At 70.2% G+C, this 16,424-nt stretch carries 17 protein-coding genes and 1 pseudogene; 11 read left to right on the top strand and 7 right to left on the bottom strand.

The features are described from left to right. Positions 1-98: 98 nt before the first annotated feature. From ACQHII_RS01925 to ACQHII_RS01910, 4 genes are all read left to right on the top strand, one after another. Positions 99-698, top strand: a complete 600-nt coding sequence (locus ACQHII_RS01925; protein ID WP_427917512.1) for an isochorismatase family protein — start codon at positions 99-101, stop codon at positions 696-698. 10 nt (positions 699-708) lie between these two features. After that, on the top strand, positions 709-1,617 hold the full coding sequence (locus ACQHII_RS01920; RefSeq protein WP_427917511.1) for a GlxA family transcriptional regulator: 909 nt from the start codon (positions 709-711) through the stop codon (positions 1,615-1,617). Positions 1,618-1,691: 74 nt separating this feature from the next. Further along, positions 1,692-2,306, top strand: coding sequence for a DinB family protein (locus ACQHII_RS01915; RefSeq protein ID WP_427917510.1), 615 nt, complete (start codon positions 1,692-1,694; stop codon positions 2,304-2,306). Positions 2,307-2,479: 173 nt separating this feature from the next. Next, the gene (locus tag ACQHII_RS01910) at positions 2,480-2,878 is read left to right on the top strand and encodes a MarR family transcriptional regulator (RefSeq protein ID WP_427917509.1); all 399 of its coding nucleotides are present in this window, start codon (positions 2,480-2,482) and stop codon (positions 2,876-2,878) included. 10 nt (positions 2,879-2,888) lie between these two features. Here ACQHII_RS01910 and ACQHII_RS01905 read toward each other — a convergent pair whose 3' ends face one another. Together ACQHII_RS01905 and ACQHII_RS01900 are read right to left on the bottom strand one after the other, a co-directional pair. After that, a complete protein-coding gene (locus ACQHII_RS01905) occupies positions 2,889-3,428 on the bottom strand; it encodes an HdeD family acid-resistance protein (protein ID WP_427917508.1) in 540 nt (179 codons plus the stop codon). Positions 3,429-3,719: 291 nt separating this feature from the next. Beyond that, positions 3,720-4,715, bottom strand: coding sequence for a phospholipase D-like domain-containing protein (locus ACQHII_RS01900; protein ID WP_427917506.1), 996 nt, complete (start codon positions 4,713-4,715; stop codon positions 3,720-3,722). 285 nt (positions 4,716-5,000) lie between these two features. On the opposite strand from ACQHII_RS01900, the gene lpdA reads away from it, so the two are divergent. Both lpdA and ACQHII_RS01890 read left to right on the top strand, forming a co-directional pair. Next, positions 5,001-6,422: a dihydrolipoyl dehydrogenase gene (lpdA, locus tag ACQHII_RS01895; protein ID WP_427917505.1), complete on the top strand. Its 1,422-nt coding sequence runs from the start codon at positions 5,001-5,003 to the stop codon at positions 6,420-6,422. A gap of 160 nt (positions 6,423-6,582) precedes the next feature. Beyond that, positions 6,583-6,969: a hypothetical protein gene (locus tag ACQHII_RS01890; protein ID WP_427925207.1), complete on the top strand. Its 387-nt coding sequence runs from the start codon at positions 6,583-6,585 to the stop codon at positions 6,967-6,969. On the opposite strand, the pseudogene ACQHII_RS01885 reads toward ACQHII_RS01890, so the two are convergent. Further along, a pseudogene (locus tag ACQHII_RS01885) lies at positions 6,909-7,064 on the bottom strand (SDR family NAD(P)-dependent oxidoreductase); the annotation flags it as partial. The gene ACQHII_RS01890 and the pseudogene ACQHII_RS01885 sit on opposite strands and share 61 nt — an antisense overlap. A gap of 33 nt (positions 7,065-7,097) precedes the next feature. Between ACQHII_RS01885 and ACQHII_RS01880 the strand changes: the two are divergent. Beyond that, positions 7,098-8,069 (top strand): threonine ammonia-lyase, encoded by a 972-nt coding sequence (locus ACQHII_RS01880; RefSeq protein WP_427917504.1) that lies wholly within the window; start codon positions 7,098-7,100, stop codon positions 8,067-8,069. A 291-nt stretch (positions 8,070-8,360) separates the two neighbouring features. Further along, the gene (locus tag ACQHII_RS01875; protein ID WP_427917503.1) at positions 8,361-9,059 is read left to right on the top strand and encodes a TetR/AcrR family transcriptional regulator; all 699 of its coding nucleotides are present in this window, start codon (positions 8,361-8,363) and stop codon (positions 9,057-9,059) included. 721 nt (positions 9,060-9,780) lie between these two features. Here ACQHII_RS01875 and ACQHII_RS01870 read toward each other — a convergent pair. Continuing rightward, on the bottom strand, positions 9,781-10,383 hold the full coding sequence (locus ACQHII_RS01870; RefSeq protein WP_427917502.1) for a TetR/AcrR family transcriptional regulator: 603 nt from the start codon (positions 10,381-10,383) through the stop codon (positions 9,781-9,783). A gap of 72 nt (positions 10,384-10,455) precedes the next feature. On the opposite strand from ACQHII_RS01870, the gene ACQHII_RS01865 reads away from it, so the two are divergent. Further along, the gene (locus ACQHII_RS01865; RefSeq protein WP_427917501.1) at positions 10,456-11,289 is read left to right on the top strand and encodes a class I SAM-dependent methyltransferase; all 834 of its coding nucleotides are present in this window, start codon (positions 10,456-10,458) and stop codon (positions 11,287-11,289) included. Between the two features lie 172 nt (positions 11,290-11,461). Next, entirely contained in the window at positions 11,462-12,859 is a 1,398-nt protein-coding gene (locus ACQHII_RS01860) for a condensation domain-containing protein (RefSeq protein WP_427917500.1), read from the top strand. 202 nt (positions 12,860-13,061) lie between these two features. Here ACQHII_RS01860 and ACQHII_RS01855 read toward each other — a convergent pair whose 3' ends face one another. After that, on the bottom strand, positions 13,062-13,994 hold the full coding sequence (locus ACQHII_RS01855) for an ADP-ribosylglycohydrolase family protein (RefSeq protein ID WP_427917499.1): 933 nt from the start codon (positions 13,992-13,994) through the stop codon (positions 13,062-13,064). A 56-nt stretch (positions 13,995-14,050) separates the two neighbouring features. On the opposite strand from ACQHII_RS01855, the gene ACQHII_RS01850 reads away from it, so the two are divergent. Next, complete coding sequence (locus ACQHII_RS01850) at positions 14,051-14,572, top strand: adenylate kinase (RefSeq protein WP_427917498.1); 522 nt, start codon at positions 14,051-14,053, stop codon at positions 14,570-14,572. Between the two features lie 4 nt (positions 14,573-14,576). On the opposite strand, the gene ACQHII_RS01845 is transcribed toward ACQHII_RS01850, so the two are convergent. Both ACQHII_RS01845 and ACQHII_RS01840 read right to left on the bottom strand, forming a co-directional pair. Continuing rightward, a complete protein-coding gene (locus tag ACQHII_RS01845) occupies positions 14,577-15,752 on the bottom strand; it encodes an acyl-CoA dehydrogenase family protein (RefSeq protein WP_427917497.1) in 1,176 nt (391 codons plus the stop codon). 117 nt (positions 15,753-15,869) lie between these two features. Next, entirely contained in the window at positions 15,870-16,361 is a 492-nt protein-coding gene (locus ACQHII_RS01840) for a hypothetical protein (RefSeq protein ID WP_427917496.1), read from the bottom strand. Between the last annotated feature and the right edge of the window lie 63 nt (positions 16,362-16,424).

The raw sequence follows: 16,424 nt of genomic DNA, 5'->3' as shown, positions 1-16,424 counted from the left end.
ACGGCGGCGACAGATTGCGTCACCGGTGACCGGATCGGTCCGGTCCCGGACCCGATGCGGCCTGTCGCCGCCCCACTCGCACGGCGCAGTCTTGGGACATGACCCGAGCACTGATCGTCATCGATGTCCAGGAATCCTTCCGCGCCCGCCCGCTGTGGGAGACCATCTCCGACCCGAAGATCGCCGAGCAGGCCGACCGCCTGGTGCGGCTCGCCCGCCGGGCCGACGACCTGGTCGTGTGGGTACTGCACTCCGAGCCCGGCAGCGGCGACGTCTTCGACCCGGCACTCGGCCACGTCCGCCTCATCGAGGGACTGGAGCGCGCGGAGGGCGAGCCGCTCATCCACAAGACCTCGCACAACGCCTTCACCACCACCAACCTGCAGCAGCTCCTCACCGAGCACGGCGTCCGCGAGCTCACCATCTGCGGTATCCGCACCGAGCAGTGCGTCGAGACCACCACCCGGGTCGCGAGCGACTTCGGCTACCAGGTCACCTTCGTCACCGACGCGACCGCCACCAACCCCATCCCGCACCGCGACGCCCCCGCGGACCAGACCGTCGCCGAACTCCTGGCCGACCCCCGCACCCTCCCCGCCGACGAGATCATCAGGCGCACCGAGTACGCCCTCGCCGGCCGCTTCGCCACCATCGCGACGGTCGCCGAACTGGAAGCCGCCGCGGCACATCAGGCATGATGACCGGATCGTGAGCCACGTCGTCTTCTTCCTGGTACCCGGAGTCCATCTGCTGGACCTGGCCGGCCCCGCGCAGGTCTTCTCCACGGCGGCCGACTTCGGGCACCCCTACACGCTCTCCTACGTCGCCGAGCAGCCCCAGGTCACCAGCGCCCAGGGGCTGCCGCTGACGGCCGGGCTCGACTGGCCCGACCTCGGCCCCGAGGACCTGATCGTGGTACCCGGCTGGCGTTCGCTCCGGCTCGCCCAGGGGCCCGCCATCGGCCCCGCGACCTTGCGGGCTCTACGGAACCACCACGACCGCGGTGGCACGGTGGCTAGCGTCTGCGCCGGAGCCGACGCGCTCGGCCGGGCCGGACTCCTCGACGGCCGCCACTGCACCACCCACCACGACGTCCAGGACGAACTCGCCCTGCGCCACCCGAGGGCGACCGTCGTCCGGGACGTCCTTTTCACCACCGACGACCGGGTCATCACCTCGGCTGGCATCGCCAGCGGCATCGACCTCGCCCTGCACATCGTCGCCAGCCGGCACGGCCCCGCCGTGGCCGCGCAGATCGCCCGGGACATGGTCGTCTACGCCCGCCGCAACGGCCACGAACCGCAGTCCAGCGCGATGCTCCGGCACCGCTCCCACCTGGACGACACCGTGCACCGCGCCCAGGACCTCATCGACACCCGCTTCGACGAGGCGCTGCCCCTGCCCGCCCTCGCCTCGGCCGTCGGAGTCAGCGAACGCACCCTCACCCGCCTCTTCACCCGGGCCACCGGACTCACCCCGCTGCGCTACCAGCAGACCCTCCGCCTCGAACGCGCCGAGCACCTGATCAGCCACGGCACCACGATCGACGCCGCCGCCCGCTCGGTCGGCTTCGAGGACCCGCGCATGCTGCGCCGACTGCGCGCCCGCGGCCAGTAATTGGAGGGCGGTCAGGCAGGTGCGCTGTTACGTTGCCGGGTCGAGGACAGACCGACCCGCCACAGGAGCGCCCAGTGATCCCACCCCGTCTGGCTCCGCTGCTCGACCAGTTCGATTTCGCCCGCGAACGCCTCACCGCCCGCATGGCAGGGCCCGTCATGGACAGCGGCGACGGCACGGACACCCGGGTCGGGCCCATGACCGACGAGGAGTACCTCTGGGAGCCGGTGCCCGGCTGCTGGTCGGTGCGGCGGCGCGCGGACGGTCCGGGACCGAGGGCAACCGTCCTTGAAGGACAGGGGGATTGGGGCCGTGACTCGGCCGCCTACCCGCACCCCTGGCCGCCGCCCTTCACCACCCTCGCCTGGCGCCTGAGCCACCTCACCGAACTGCTGACCCTGCGCGCCGACCACACGGCCGGCAGCCACACGCTGACCCGCGACGACTACCGGGTCAGCGGCGACGCGGCAGGTGCGGCAACCGCCTTCGACGCCGGTGCGGATGCCTGGCGCAAGGCACTGCTGGGCGTCGACGACACCGCGCTCGACACCGTCGGGTACTGCACCTATCCGCACGGCAGCGACGCGGAGGAGCCGTTCATCGACATCGTGTGGTGGGTCAACCAGGAACTACTGCACCACGGAGCCGAGATCGCCATGCTGCGCGACCTGTACCGAGAGCGCGGCTGACCCTCGACCGCTCCCGTGCGCCAGGGCACGATCTCCTCGGTTCCGAACCCGAGCGCCTCGGACTTCCTCTGGTGGAGCGGGCGGCTGGTGAGGTTCCTTGCTCGAGCACGCCAGTCTGCGAGGATGACCGCCGACGATCCCCTCACCGCGCAGGAAGCCTCTGGCGCGCGCTGATGCGTGTCATTGTCGCGCTGCCGCGCTCGCTGGACGACGATCTGCTGCGGGCCACGGGTCTGACGCTCACCGAGTACGTCGTCCTGACGAGCCTGTCCGAGGCCGAGAACCAGGAGCTGCGCATGGCGGACCTGGCCGCGGCCACCGCCCTCTCGGCGAGCCGCATCACCCGTGTCGTGGACGCGTTGCGGAGCCGGGGGCAGGTCGTCAAACAGCGCTACGAAGGAGACGCCCGGGGGAACGTGGCGACGCTTGCCCCCGACGGGATGAAACGGCTTGAGGCCGCGTATCCGGTCCACCTCGCCAGCGCCCGCAAGCGGGTCATGGACCAGCTGGACGGCCGGTCGCTGTCGGCCATGGTGCGGCAGTTCGAGACGGTGGTCGAGAAGTTCGACTGAGCGCCGCGGCTCATGCCTGCCGTGTCACGCCGGTACGGTGGCGCCGCTCCTCGAACGAGGTGAAGAGCGCCGAGACGCCGTAGACGAGGCTGAACAGGCCGAAGACCGTGGCGAGGGAGACCGCGCCGATGTCCGGGTGGACGAACAGAGAGAACGCGAACACGATCGCCACCGCACCGGTCAGCAGGAACAACGTGCGTTCCCCCGCCGTCTCGCCGCGCCGGAAGGCCAGACCGATCTCCATGGCGCCGGTCGTCAACGCCCACGCGGCGATCCAGATCGTGAGCGCGAGAGCCGTGATGCCGGGCCAGGCGAGGGCGACCACCCCGCCGGCCAGCGAGAGCAGGGCGAGCAGCAACCAGCCCAGGACGGGTCCCACGCGGTCACTGGCGAAGGCACGGGCCGCGTCCGTCGCCGCGATCATGAACGCGTAGACGGCGAAGAGGACGACGACCGCGCCGATCGTGATGCCGGGCCAGGCGACGGAGACCACACCGAGGACGACGGCCAGCAGACCGCGCGAGAGAAGCACGTTGGGTGAACTGAACATGGTCACCTTCCCTGTACGAATGTCGCCCCGGTCCGCGCCCGGGGCCATGGTCCGCCACGAAGGCCAGGGTCGCGTCCCCCCTGCCGCGATCTGTCGTACGACTGCATCCGCTGCTTCCCTACCCCTACCCCCCAGTCACCGTGGCATCAAGGAGTACAGCCAACTGACCGAAGCGCCGCCCGAGTCACGGTGGGAAGGCCGGAGGCGCTGGTTCGACTCCTGCGGCTCGGCGCGGCGCGCCGTCCGGCAGACTCCGAGGCCCCCGACCTCGGAGTCGACCGGTGCGGAGGACTAGGCGGCCGTACCGCCGGCGTAGTCGCTCTTGAAGGTGGTCTCGATGGTGGTGGCGACGGACTGGGCCACTCCCGTGCCGGTGAGGATGATGCCCAACTCCCGGTTGTTGGAGAGGGAGTTGCTGCTGATGTTCATCGAGCCCGCCTCCACCTCCTGGGTGGAGAGGCCGTAGTCGGCGACCATCGCCTTGGCGTGGATGTAGAAGCCGTTCGGGTCCGAGTACCCGACGACCGTGCCGCCGGCCGCCTTGATCGCGGACACCTCGCTGACGTAGCTCGACGGGGTCTCCAGCACCACCCGCACGGTCACGCCCGCCTTCGCCCTGGCCACGATCGCGTTGACCACCGTGCTGTCGCTGAACTCCAGTTCCTCGACGTCGAGCGTCTTGGTCGCCGCGTTGATCACGGTGAGCAGCCGGCTGCGGGAGTCGGTGGGGGACCAGAGCAGGTGGTCGCCGTCGGTCGGGGTGATCGAGGTGCCGGCGTAGTCGGCGTTGAACACCTTCTCGATCGCGGCGACGTCCCGGGTGTCGTCGGTGAAGACGCCGTAGTCGCGGCCGGTCGTGTAGTACTGCGAGGTCAGATTGCCGGTCAGGATCAGGGACTTGGTCGCGTCCACGGTGATCGTCTTCTGGTGGGTGTAGACGAAGCTGGACGGCGACCACACCACGCCGACGCCCGCGTTCGTCAGTGCCGTGTACGCCGAGCTGTTGGCGGACTGGTGCGCGGTGTCGAGGACCACCCGCACGGTGACGCCCTTCTTCTCCAGCGCTATCAGGTCGTTGACGGCGGTGGTGTCCTCCAGCTCGTACATGGTCATGTCGAGCGAAGTGGTGGCCGAGTTGATGAAGTCGTAGATCGTCGGCTGGGTGGTGCCGGACTGCGAGAAGGCGAAGGCGGTGTACGTCGCGGCGTTGGCGGGGACGGCCGTGACGAAGAGGGTGGCGCCGGCTGCCAGCGCGACACCCGCGCGGCCGAGGAACGTCCTCAACATGCGTGACTCCTAGTCGAGTTGATGCCCACGTGGGGGGTGGTGAGCGTGGGCATGACACCACGCGCGTAGAACGCTGTGGAAGGGAACCCCGGTGAACTCGCGATTACCGACGCCGAGCGGGAGCGGACAAAGGGGACTTCGTGCAGGTGGGAGCCGGTTCATGGAGTCCCCGCGAGTTCGCAAAAACTTCGTAGTCCGCCGGTGACCGGGCATCCTGGACACTGTTAGAGGATCTACAGAGGACGCACGCTCGACCATGCCCTTCCCGTGGTAAAGGATCTTTCGATGAGCCAGCAGAACACGCAGGACGATCGCTTCGACGTCGTCGTACTCGGCGCGGGCCCCGGCGGTTATGTCGCCGCCGTCCGCGCCGCGCAGCTCGGCAAGCGGGTCGCGGTGGTGGAGGAGCGGTACTGGGGCGGCGTCTGCCTCAACGTGGGCTGCATCCCGACCAAGGCGCTGCTGCGCAACGCCGAGTTGGCGCACATCTTCACCCGCGAGGCGAAGACCTTCGGCATCAAGGTCGAGGGGGAGGTCTCCTTCGACTACGGGGAGGCGTTCCGCCGCAGCCGCCGGGTCGCGGACGGCCGGGTCAAGGGCGTCCACTACCTGATGAAGAAGAACAAGATCACCGAGATCGACGGCCGCGGCACCTTCCTCGACGCGCACACACTCCAGGTGGCCGGATACGACGGCGAAACCCGCACCATCGCCTTCGAGCACTGCATCATCGCCACCGGCGCCACCCCGAGACTGCTGCCCGGCACCAAGCGCAGCGCGCGCGTCGTGACGTACGAGGAGCAGATCCTCGCCGACGACCTCCCGCGGTCCATCGTCATCGCGGGCGCCGGCGCCATCGGCATCGAGTTCGCCTACGTGCTGCACAACTACGGCGTGAAGGTCACGATCGTCGAGTTCCTGGACCGGGTCGCGCCCCTGGAGGACGCCGAGGTCTCCGCCGAACTCGCCAAGCAGTACCGCAAGTTGGGCATCGACGTCCTCACCTCCACCCGCGTCGAGTCGATCGACGAGTCCGGCCCGCAGGTCCGCGTCACGGTCACCGGCAAGGACGGCACCCAGCAGGTCCTGGAGGCCGACAAGGTCCTCCAGGCCATCGGCTTCGCACCGAACGTCACCGGCTACGGCCTGGAGAACACGGGCGTACGGCTCACCGAGCGCGGCGCGATCGACGTCGACGGCCGGTGCCGTACCTCCGTCCCGCACCTGTACGCCATCGGGGACGTCACCGCGAAGCTGATGCTCGCGCACGCCGCCGAGGCGATGGGTGTGATCGCCGCCGAGACCCTCGCGGACGCGGAGACCATGGAGCTGGACTACGCGATGATCCCGCGTGCCACCTACTGCCAGCCGCAGATCGCCAGCTTCGGCTACACCGAGGCGCAGGCACGGGAGTTGGGCCACGACATCAAGGTGGCGAAGTTCCCGTTCACCGCGAACGGCAAGTCGCACGGCCTCGGCGACACCACCGGCTTCGTGAAGCTGATCAGCGACACGAAGTACGGCGAACTCCTCGGCGGCCACCTCATCGGCCCCGACGTCACCGAACTCCTCCCCGAACTGACCCTGGCCCAGCAGTGGGACCTCACCGTCCACGAGGTCGCCCGCAACGTGCACGCCCACCCGACCCTGGGCGAGGCGGTGAAGGAAGCGGTGCACGGTCTGGCCGGACACATGATCAACATGTGACCTTCCCTCAACTCACCGACCTCCGAGCCGGTCACGGCAGCCGTCACCGTGACCGGCTTTGTCGTGCGCGCACCATCGTTCGAGGGAGCAACGGGCGGCCACCGTTTCGTCGGACCGGCCGGGTCTCGATCGATGGGAACAGGCACTGAACCTCCCCCGGGTGGCAGCCGTAGTCAACGGCAGAGGGGGCGCTCGACGAGCGTGCTTCCCGGGTCCGGTCAGTCGGCCAAGCACTGGACTGAACGGGTCGGTCGGGCAGTTGGCGACGAACGGTGCCGATGCCGTCGTCCTGCACAAGGGAAGCGTCCGCCGCGTGGATCCGGCGTGGTTCACGCAGATGTCGCTCGTCGTGGATTTGAGCGCGAGCACCGCGCATGCTCCCGACCCGGATGCGAAACGCTTGGTCGCGACCGTCGAGGCGGCCCGGCGGACAGCCGACATGGCGGTGGTGGCGTGCAGCCGCCCGACCGCGCTGTCGCCCAGCTGCACGACCAGCTTGTCCAGGGCCGCGTCGTTGATGTCGCCCAGGGCCACACGGGCGCCCTGACCCACCAGGACGCGTGCCGCAGCAGCGCCGATACCGCTCGCGGCGCCGGTGACGACGGCGGCCTGTCCATCCAGCCTGTCCGCGATGGCGTACACCTTTCGCCAGCGGCGGCGCTACGCTGCCGTGTCGTGCGGCAGACACGCCTCGACACTGCCCGGATCAGGGCGGCCCGCCGGGTGATCGACCCGATGTTCCTCGACACCCCGCTCTACCGCTGCGAGGCGCTGGAGCCCGGCCTCGGGTGCGCGGTCAGCATCAAGCTGGAAACGGCGAACCCGGTCCGCAGCTTCAAGGCGCGCGGCACCGAGCTCGTCGCGAGCAAGCTCGCCGACAGCGGCGCGCGGGCCGTCGTGTGCGCCAGCGCGGGCAACCTCGGCCAGGCCCTCGCATGGTCCGGTCGGGGCCGGGGGCTCGATGTCGGCGTGGTGGCCTCCCGTTTCGCGACCGCGGCCAAGCTCGACCGCATCCGTGCGTTGGGTGCCGAGCTGGAACTGGTGGACGGCGACCACGAGTTGGCCCGCGAGCGGGCGGCGGCCGTCGCACGGTCCGAGGGCATCCGGCTGGTCGAGGACAGCCTGGACATCGAGACCTGCGAGGGCGCGGCGACCATCGGCCTTGAACTGGTGGACTCGGCGCGGCCGTTCGACACCGTGCTGATCGCCCTGGGCGGCGGGGCGCTGGCCACCGGAGTGGGGCATGTGCTGAAGTCCCTGGCGCCCGAGGTCGAGGTGATCTGCGTCCAGCCGCTGGGCGCACCGGCGTTGACGCTCTCGTGGCGCGCGCGGCGGGTCGTCACCACCGACTCGGCGGACACCATCGCCGACGGTGTCGCGGGCCGGTTTCCCATCCCGGCCGTCCTGGACGACCTCCTCCTGGTCGCCGACGACGCCGTCCTGGTCCGCGAGGAGTCGATCGTCACCGGTATGCGGATGCTCTTCGACCACGCCGGTCTCGTCGTCGAACCGTCGGCCGCGCTGGGGGTCGCGGCGATCCTTGAAGACCGTGACCGTTTCGCCGGACGGCATGTGGTCACCATCGTGTGCGGCGGCAATGTCGACGCGGACGCGTATCGCCGCTGGATCGGTGCGGTCCCGCTGTAGGGACCCTCGTGCATGCACGGCGTCCCGGGCACGCTCGTCACGTACCCGGGATGTCCCGTCGCGATGGCCGCTTTCCCTTCATCGCGGCGGTGTCCACCGGTGTGTGGGACCAGACTTGCCGCTGTAGGGCGGCGGACGAAGGCCTCTGGGGGCCGCGTCAGACTCTCGTAAGATCCACTGCGCGCAATCCCTTATGGGACAACGGAGTCGGCGACGGCGGCGTGTCGGGCCACGCCTTCAAGATCCCCGCCCCCGCGCTGATCTCCGAGAGCCCTAAAAAAATGTGGAGCTATGCCAAGATCGCCAGGGCGCGGGCCGGACGTCGAGACCAGGCGTCAGGAGATCATCGACAAGGCGGCCGCCTTGTTCGCGAAGAAGGGCTACGCCGCCACCGGCATCGCCGAGGTGGGTGACGTCGCCGGTCTGGGCAGGGGCGCGCTCTACTGCTACATGGGCTCCGAGGAGAATCTCCTCGTCGAGATCCAGGACCGGGCGATGCGCCCCCTGCTGGCCTCCGCCCACCGGATCGCCGACCTGGAGGACGTCGACCCGGTGCTGCGGCTGCGCATGCTCTCCCAGACGCTGCTGGAGAACACCCTCGCGCGGCTCGACCACGTCTGGGTCTACGAGCACGACTTCCGGAACCTGCGGGGAGCCAACCGGGCCCGACTGCTGGACCAGCGCCGTGAGTTCGAGGAGATCGTCCAGGATCTGCTCGTCGCGGGGATGGACGACGGTTCGTTCCACACCCTCGATCCCGGACTGGTCACACTGCAGTTCCTCAACCTGCACAACCACACCTACCAGTGGGCGAAGGTCGACGGCGCGTGGGACGCGCAGTATCTGTCGAGGGCCTACTGCACCACCCTCTTCCGCGGCCTGGGCCGCCCCGGACGCCGGTTCGACGACATCGAGGAACGCATGGCGGAGCACCTCGCCAAGAGAGAGTCCGCCGTCCCCGAGCCGCTCCCGAGCTCGGCCACGGACTGACTCCGGCTCCCGACCGTGAGGCCCTGCCGCGCCGGGCGTCCGAGGGGTGCCGGGCCGCCCCTCCCGTGCGCGAAGCGGCCGGACGAGCGGCGGCCACGTCCACCACATCCGCGGCACACGAAACCGGGCCGTACGACATCAGAGGGTCGCCTTCGCACCGAACCAGGCGGACGTGCCGGCGACCGGAGCCGGCGCCCCACACCGAATTCGCCAACGCGGGCAGCGCCACCCGACCCGACCCGACCCGACTCGTGCCGTGGCTGGCAGGCCGACTGGTCGGATGTCGGCATGGATCACGGCGGGTACCAGGAATCGGGCCTTTCCAAGAGCGTCTGGAGCGACGCCGGCCTCCCGGAGATGGGCTGGCACGACGCCACCGTCCACGCCCTGTCCGTGCAGTCGGCCGCCGCCGCCCGGGACCTCGAAGGGGACCTCGACTTCAAGGGCACGGCCCCGGACCCGGAGCTCGACGGCCTGCACCGGCTGGTGCCGGACGACGGCCGGGAGGACCTGTCGCTGTGGCACATCGAAGGTCACGCCTTCGACCTGTGGTTCCGCGCGTCCGGCTGCCGCCAGTACTTCCGCGGAGCACCGGTGCTCGCATCGCGACAGACACTGCGTCACGCCGAGCGGAGACGGCCGCGCCTTCACCGAGGCCGGCTTCCGCCGACACACCCGTTGGCCGGACCACCCCGCCAACACGTGGCACCGCAGGGCGAGTTCAGCGTGGCCGCCGCTGTACGACATCGGCGAGCACTGTGGTCACCAGCTTGCCGACCGCTGACGTGGTCGGCGGGTCCGAAGCCCGGTCGGCGAACAGGAGGTGCCCGCCTCCGACCAGGGAGAGGGTGAGCGAGTCGATGTCTGCGTCGGCCGCGATGCGGCCCCTGGCCCGCTCGTCGGTCAGGTAGGCCGAGACCGCCTTCGTCATCTCGCCGAGGATGGCGATACCGCCTCCGGCCCGGGCCTGTCGCAGCCGCGCCCGCAACTCGTCCCGGAAGGTGATGAGCGGGATGATCGCCACCGGCACCGGCCCGAACAGGGTGGTCAGCGCGTCGGTGAGGTTGTGGGCGACGGTGCCGGTCCCGGCGGAGTCGCGCAGCGCCTGCGCCTGTGTCTCCAGCTGCGCGGCCCGGTCGAGGACGAGCTCGGCGAGGAACGCGTCGAAGTCGGTGAAGTGCCGGTGGAGAACGCCTTTGGCGCACCCCGCCTCATCGGTGACGGCCCGGCTGGTCAGCCCGTTCGGTCCGTCCCGCAGCAGTACGCGCTCGGCGGCGTCGAACAACTGCTGCCGCGCATCACGAAGGTGCACCCCGGTCGGCACTTGTGGTTCCTCTCGTGCGTCGGTCCGCTGCCACCCATTGGCTTGTGGGCGCTTGCCCACTAAGGTGAACGCATGCCCACTTTACCGCGAGAGCAGCCCGAGCCCACGCCGCTGCACCAGGCCCGACAGATGGCCGAGTCCTTCGGCGCGGACGCGCAACGCTACGACCAGGCCCGCCCCGGCTACCCCGACGACCTGGTGGCACGTATCGTCACCGGGCACCCGGGGGCGAGTGCGCCGGACGTGCTCGACGTCGGCTGCGGCACCGGCATCGCGGCCCGTCAGTTCCAGGCCGCCGGCTGCACCGTGCTCGGTGTCGAACCCGACGCACGGATGGCCGACTTCGCGCGGGACCGCGGCCTGCCGGTCGAGGTGGCCACCTTCGAGGACTGGGAACCGGGCGGCCGCACGTTCGACGCGGTGACCGCCGCCCAGTCCTGGCACTGGGTGGATCCCCTTGCCGGTGCCGTCAAAGCGGCCCAAGTGCTGCGCCCCGACGGCCGATTGGCGATCTTCGGGCACGTGTACGAGCCGCCTGCCGAGGTGGCCGAGCCCTTCGAGGCCGCCTACCGGCGAGTGGTGCCCGACTCGCCGTTCGGCGATGGGTCGGCCCGCCGCCCGCTGGAGATGTATCAGGCGGCGTACGGGAAAGTCGCGGACAAGATCCGCGAGACCGGAGGGTTCGGCGACCCGGAGCTGCTGCGATTCGACCGGGAGCGGTCCTACACGCGCGACCAGTGGCTGGATCTGCTCCCCACGACCGGCGGCCTCACCCGCCTCGACCCCGGTCAACTGGCCGAGATTCTGGGCGAGGTGGGCCGAGCCATCGACGACCTGGGAGGCGGTTTCACGATGGCCTACACCACCCTGGCGGTCATCGCCGTACGCGCGACCACCCCTCTCTGATCCCCTTTGATCCACTCCCTTTCGGAACGGCGGGTTCCAGAGCGTTGCTTTCCGAACGGCCCGCTCGTTGATCTCCGCATGCAGTGAGCGGTGCCCGAGCGGCATGGAGGCGTGGATCGACAGTGGTGCCCGGCGGCCTCCCGTGGGCAGGCGAACGGAGAGCCCTGTGCGCATGAGTGACCTTCAGCGGTGCGAGATCCGTCCCGGACGACTCGTCGAGTGGACGCTGCACCCCGCGGCCGTAGGAGCGGCGCGGGCCCTTCCCGACGACGTGCGGCCACCGGCGTATGTGCAGGAGTCCCATATCCGTACGGCGCGTTCGGTGCGCGAGGACGGGCTGTTCGTGCCCACCTGGCTCGGCACCGCCTTCGACATGCCGGGGAGGATCGAACTCGACGTGCTCCAGGGCGCGTTGCGGGACTGGATGCTCCGGCACGAGACGCTGCGCAGCGGCTTTCGGTGGTCCGGCGACGAGATGCGCCGCTTCACCCTGGACGCCGACGCGGTGGCCCTGCACCGCGAGGACATCGGCGAGTTCGCGGACGCGGGGACGCTGACCCGGTATCTGCAGGACCGTTTCGATGTCACGGCGGACGCGCTCACCTGGCCGAACTTCCTCTTCGCGGCGGTCGTACGCCAGGACTGCACGAGCGTGTACCTGGCGTTCGACCACAGCAACGTCGACGCGTACTCGCTCCATCGCATCGCGGGGGAGGTGCACGAGCTGTACGCGGCCGGGCTCGCCGGGAAGACGGTGGAAGTGGCGCCCGTCGCCAGCTACATCGACTTCTGCGCGGGCGAACGCACGGACGCCGATCAGATCGACGACACGCACACCGTCGTCTCCCGCTGGCGCGAGTTCATCGCCCGCTGCGACGGCAAACTGCCGAACTTCCCCGTCGATCTCGGCCTCGACCCCCAAGGGCCGCTGCCCACACAGAAGTTCCTCCAGGAGATGCTGACCGACGACACGGAGGCGGCTGCCTTCGAGGCCTACTGCCGGCCGTACGGCGGAAGCCTCGTCGGCGTCCTGGCGGCCGTCGCCCTCGCCGCCCGTGAGATCAGCGGCCTCGACGTGTACCGGACCGTCGTGCCCTTCCACACCCGGGCCAAGTCCCGCTGGGCCGACTCCGTCGGCTGGTACGTGGGCGGCGCGCCCATCGAGATCCCCATCGAGCACGCGCGGGACTTCGACGACGCCCTGCGGATGGTCCGCGCCACCCTCCGCGAGAACCGCGCACTCGCCCGCATGCCCATCGCCCGCGTACTGCGCCTGCTGGGCGCCGACTTCCGGCCCACGTCCCCGGACCTGTACTCGATCGTCTCCTACGTCGACTCGCGCGCCCTGCCGGGCTCGGACCGCTGGGAAGAGCTGAAGGCGTACGGACTGATCCGGGTGTCGTACGGCGATCAGGTGTGCGCGTGGGTGACCCGGGTCCATGAAGGGCTGCAGTTCGCCTGCCGTATCCCGGACAACGACATCGCCGACAAGAACATGCGGCTGTGCATGGAGTTGGTGGGGCAGCGTCTCGTCTCGGTGGCCCGGCGGGCGTTGCCCGTGCCTCTCTAGGCCCGTCCTGTACGGCTGTTGAGGCCGGACCCGGCCCGGGGCGCGTGCACCGACCGGTGTTGCGCGCCCCGGGTCCGAACAAGCAGGTGTTGCAGCACCGTTGACCGACCGGACGTGGCAACTCGGTGACGCGGGTGTTCGACCGGGATCTCGGCCGCGTAGAGGACTGCCCTCTGTCGGCCGCGACCGGTCATTGCCCTGTTCAGTCCTGTGCGGTCAGCGCCGGTGTGACTTCCCAGCCGCTCCGGGCCGGAATCGCCTCCAGGGCCTCCCGCCAGGCGGCCGGGATGCCCCCGGTGCCGGTGCGGGCCGCGACGACTCCGCCCACGATCGCGCAGGTCGTGTCCCGGTCGCCCCATCCGGCGACGGTCTGCCACAACGCCTCCGGCAGGTCGTCCAGGTGCCCCGCCGCCGACCAGAGGGAGAACGGCACGGTGTCCGGAGCCGAGATCAGTGTCCCGGAGCCCAGGACGGATGCCGCGTGCCGTACCGACGTCCGTTCGGAGAATCCCGCGGCGACCAGCAGACGGGAGCGGACGTCGCCGTCCGGGACGTGGGAGGCGACCTCCCGCAGGAATTCGGCGCGCGGGAGGGCCTGTTGATCCGCGCCGGCGGCGGCCAGCGCCGCGGCGACCGCCACGGCCACCGCCCCCGCGACGGCCTCCGGGTGGGCGTGGGTGGTCAGCGCGGAGAGCCGGGCCTGCTCGGCGGCGGTGGCGACGTCGTCCCGGAACCAGGCCCCCAGCGGCGCGACCCGCATCGCGGCACCGTTGCCGTAGGACCCCTGTCCGCCGAACTGCCCGGTGGTGACCGCCCGCCAGTCCTCGCCCTCCCCGACGCGGCGCAGCACGCCGTGCATCGACGGGCCGTACTTGCGTCCGGGCTCCCGCTCGTACTCGGCGGCGAACTCCCTTGCCAGCGCGTCCGGTTGGACCTCGCCGTGGGTCACCAGATGCGCGAACAGGACGAACGCCATCGCCGAGTCGTCCGTCCACAGCCACGGCGCGGGCCGCAGTTCGCGCGCGGCCCACAGCTCCTCGGCGGGCTCGTCGGAGCGCGTGAACCAGCTGTCCCCGAAGGCGTCGCCCGTCACCAGGCCGTCCAGGGAGGCGTGGGCGTGCTGCGGACTGCTCATGACGGGGCTCCTGTCAATGATCGGCGGGCATCGCACATCGTAGTTAAGGTGCGGAGATGGAGCGGATCTTGGTGGTCGGGGCGACAGGGGCGGGCAAGTCGACGCTGGCCCGCGGAGTGAGCGAGCGGCTGAAGCTGCCGTACCACGAGATGGACGCCGTGTACTTCACCGGACCCGACTGGGCCGTCAACGAGAACCTGACCGACGACGTGCTGCGGCTCACCGCCGAACCCCGCTGGATCATCGACTCGATCGGCTATCCCGAAGTCCGTGATCTGCTTTGGGAGTTGGCCGACATGGTGCTTTGGCTGGACTACGGGAGACGCGTGATCATGCCGCGCGTCCTGCGCCGCTCCCTCCGCCGGACGGTCACCCGCGAGCGCATCTTCGGCGGCAACAGGGAGACCTGGTCGGGGTGGTTGAGCCGCGAGCACCCGGCCTGGTGGGCCTGGTCCCAGCACGCGGTCAGACGCGCCGAGATCGAGCGCCGTACGAACGACCCGCGCTTCGCTCCGCTCACCGCGCTCCGGTTCGCCCAACCCCGGGAGACCGCCGCCTGGTTGGCGTCCCTGGGCTGAGCCGTCAGAGGAAGGGCGTGCCCGCGTCGAGACCGGAGAGGACCCGGCCGTACAGCTCCAGGTTGGTGCTCGGGTTGACGAACGAGTGCAGGCTCAGCGCGTGCAGATCGCGTACCGCGCGCTGGACGGGGACGTCCCGGTGCAGCGAGGACGCGCCCGACGCGGACGCGATCAGATCCACGGCCTCCTTGCACAGCCGGGTCGAATAGCCGCTCTGCGCACGGATCCTGGCGCGCTCCGCCTGTGTGTACGGCTCGTCGTTGTCGGCCGCCGACTCGATGCGGGCGACGAACTCGGCGGTCAGCAGTTCGGCGCAGGAGATCTTCAACGCGGCCTCGGCGATCTGGAGATGGGTGACGCCCGCCTCGTACTGCCGCTCGTGGAAGGTGTAGGTGATGCCCCGCCGGTGGATGCGCTCGGTGAACTCCGCGAGGGCGGCCCGGGCCAGGCCCAGCGCGTTCGGGGCCGTCCAGGCGCAGAACAGCATCAGGACCGGCATCCGGTAGAAGGGGTCGTCGGCGTTGGCCTTGGAGGGGAAGCCGCCCCCGAGCAACTGCCCCACGGGCAGGATGCGGTGCGCGGGTACGAACACGTCCCGGGCGACGACGCTGTTGCTGCCGCTGCCCGCGAGGCCCGACACGTACCAGTCGTCGAGGATCTCCAGCTCCGACATCGGTACGGCGGTCCACAGCACCTCGGGCGGACCGCCCACGGACTCGACCCGAGCCGTCAGCAGATGCCAGTCGGCGTTCTGGCAGCCGGTGGCGAAGCCCGAGGTGCCGTTGACGACATAGCCGCCGTCCGCCGCCACCGCTACGGCGTCGGGGATGAGTGTGCCGCCGACCCGCACATCGGGGCCGGTGAAGATCTCGTCCTGCGCCTCGTCCGGGAAGAGCGCGGCGATATAGGAGCACCCGGCCTGGATCAGCGCCATGAACCCGGTGGAGCCGCATCCGGCGGCGATCTCGGCCAGCACCTCGACCTGTGTGCTCAGGCGGCTCTGGTAACCCCCGTACCGGCGGGGGACGTTCATCCGGTACACCCCGGCGTCCGTCAGCGCGGACACGACCTCCGCCGACACCCGCCGCTCCTGCTCGGTGCGCAACGCGCGTTCGCGGAGCAGGGGTTGTAACTCCCGTACACGTGCGACGAGACCGGCATCGGACGGGAGCGGAGCCATGGGCGACCTCCGAGCGCTACGGGTCCTCACCGTGACGCGGATCGCACACGGTGTCAACGCCCCTGCCCAGTAAGGAGAGTTGAGGAGACCTCGGCGCGGTCGGGGAACGCGGGACGGCTATTCGGCGATCCGGGTGTCCGCTTTCGGTGACGGCCACTGCGCGAGCGAGATCATCCCCATCACCCGGTGGATCAGATAGCCGGCCAGCGGCAGTTCGGCGAAGACGGCGAGCGCCGCGGCCGACCAGATGTCCGAGGTGCCGAAGGCCAGCGACACGTCGAACCACGCGTCGCAGATCAACAACGCCGCCGAGAAGACCGCCGCCACGATGACCGCCCGGTGCCGCCGCCAGCCGAGCAGCGCGGTGGCCGCCATCGCCAGGACGAGCAGGACGTCGAAGCCGACCCAGGTCACCCGCCACTGATGCACCTCGTAGGCGGACGGGAGTGTCACCGCCAGCAGAACCGTCCAGGGGACCAGACCGACGGCACAGACGGTGAGCAGCTCCAGGGTGTGCCGCCGATGCCGCCGTACCCGCTCCAGTGTGTCGGGCGTCGGAGTCGGGGTGTCTGTCACCTGCCGTATGTCGGCCTTTGTCGCGTCGTTCACCTTGACTGCTCCGTTCTCAGGAGTCCGGTCATGATCCGGTACCTAAGGCTGAAACAGCCCTGG

Source organism: Streptomyces sp. cg40, from assembly GCF_050320165.1.
GTDB classification, from domain to species: Bacteria; Actinomycetota; Actinomycetes; order Streptomycetales; family Streptomycetaceae; genus Streptomyces; species Streptomyces hokutonensis.
The sequence above is the reverse complement of the archived record's forward strand: the minus strand, read 5'-3'. Positions and strand labels throughout refer to the sequence as shown.

Bases quoted from the DNA above. Each gene is read 5' to 3' on its own strand.
- ACQHII_RS01925 (WP_427917512.1), top strand. From the start codon at position 99: ATGACCCGAGCACTGATCGTCATCGATGTCCAGGAATCCTTCCGCGCC.
- ACQHII_RS01865 (WP_427917501.1), top strand. From the start codon at position 10,456: ATGCCCACTTTACCGCGAGAGCAGCCCGAGCCCACGCCGCTGCACCAG.
- ACQHII_RS01855 (WP_427917499.1), bottom strand. From the start codon at position 13,994: ATGAGCAGTCCGCAGCACGCCCACGCCTCCCTGGACGGCCTGGTGACG.
- ACQHII_RS01875 (WP_427917503.1), top strand. From the start codon at position 8,361: ATGCCAAGATCGCCAGGGCGCGGGCCGGACGTCGAGACCAGGCGTCAG.
- ACQHII_RS01900 (WP_427917506.1), bottom strand. From the start codon at position 4,715: ATGTTGAGGACGTTCCTCGGCCGCGCGGGTGTCGCGCTGGCAGCCGGC.
- ACQHII_RS01860 (WP_427917500.1), top strand. From the start codon at position 11,462: ATGAGTGACCTTCAGCGGTGCGAGATCCGTCCCGGACGACTCGTCGAG.
- ACQHII_RS01850 (WP_427917498.1), top strand. From the start codon at position 14,051: ATGGAGCGGATCTTGGTGGTCGGGGCGACAGGGGCGGGCAAGTCGACG.
- ACQHII_RS01845 (WP_427917497.1), bottom strand. From the start codon at position 15,752: ATGGCTCCGCTCCCGTCCGATGCCGGTCTCGTCGCACGTGTACGGGAG.
- ACQHII_RS01910 (WP_427917509.1), top strand. From the start codon at position 2,480: ATGCGTGTCATTGTCGCGCTGCCGCGCTCGCTGGACGACGATCTGCTG.
- ACQHII_RS01905 (WP_427917508.1), bottom strand. From the start codon at position 3,428: ATGTTCAGTTCACCCAACGTGCTTCTCTCGCGCGGTCTGCTGGCCGTC.
- lpdA (WP_427917505.1), top strand. From the start codon at position 5,001: ATGAGCCAGCAGAACACGCAGGACGATCGCTTCGACGTCGTCGTACTC.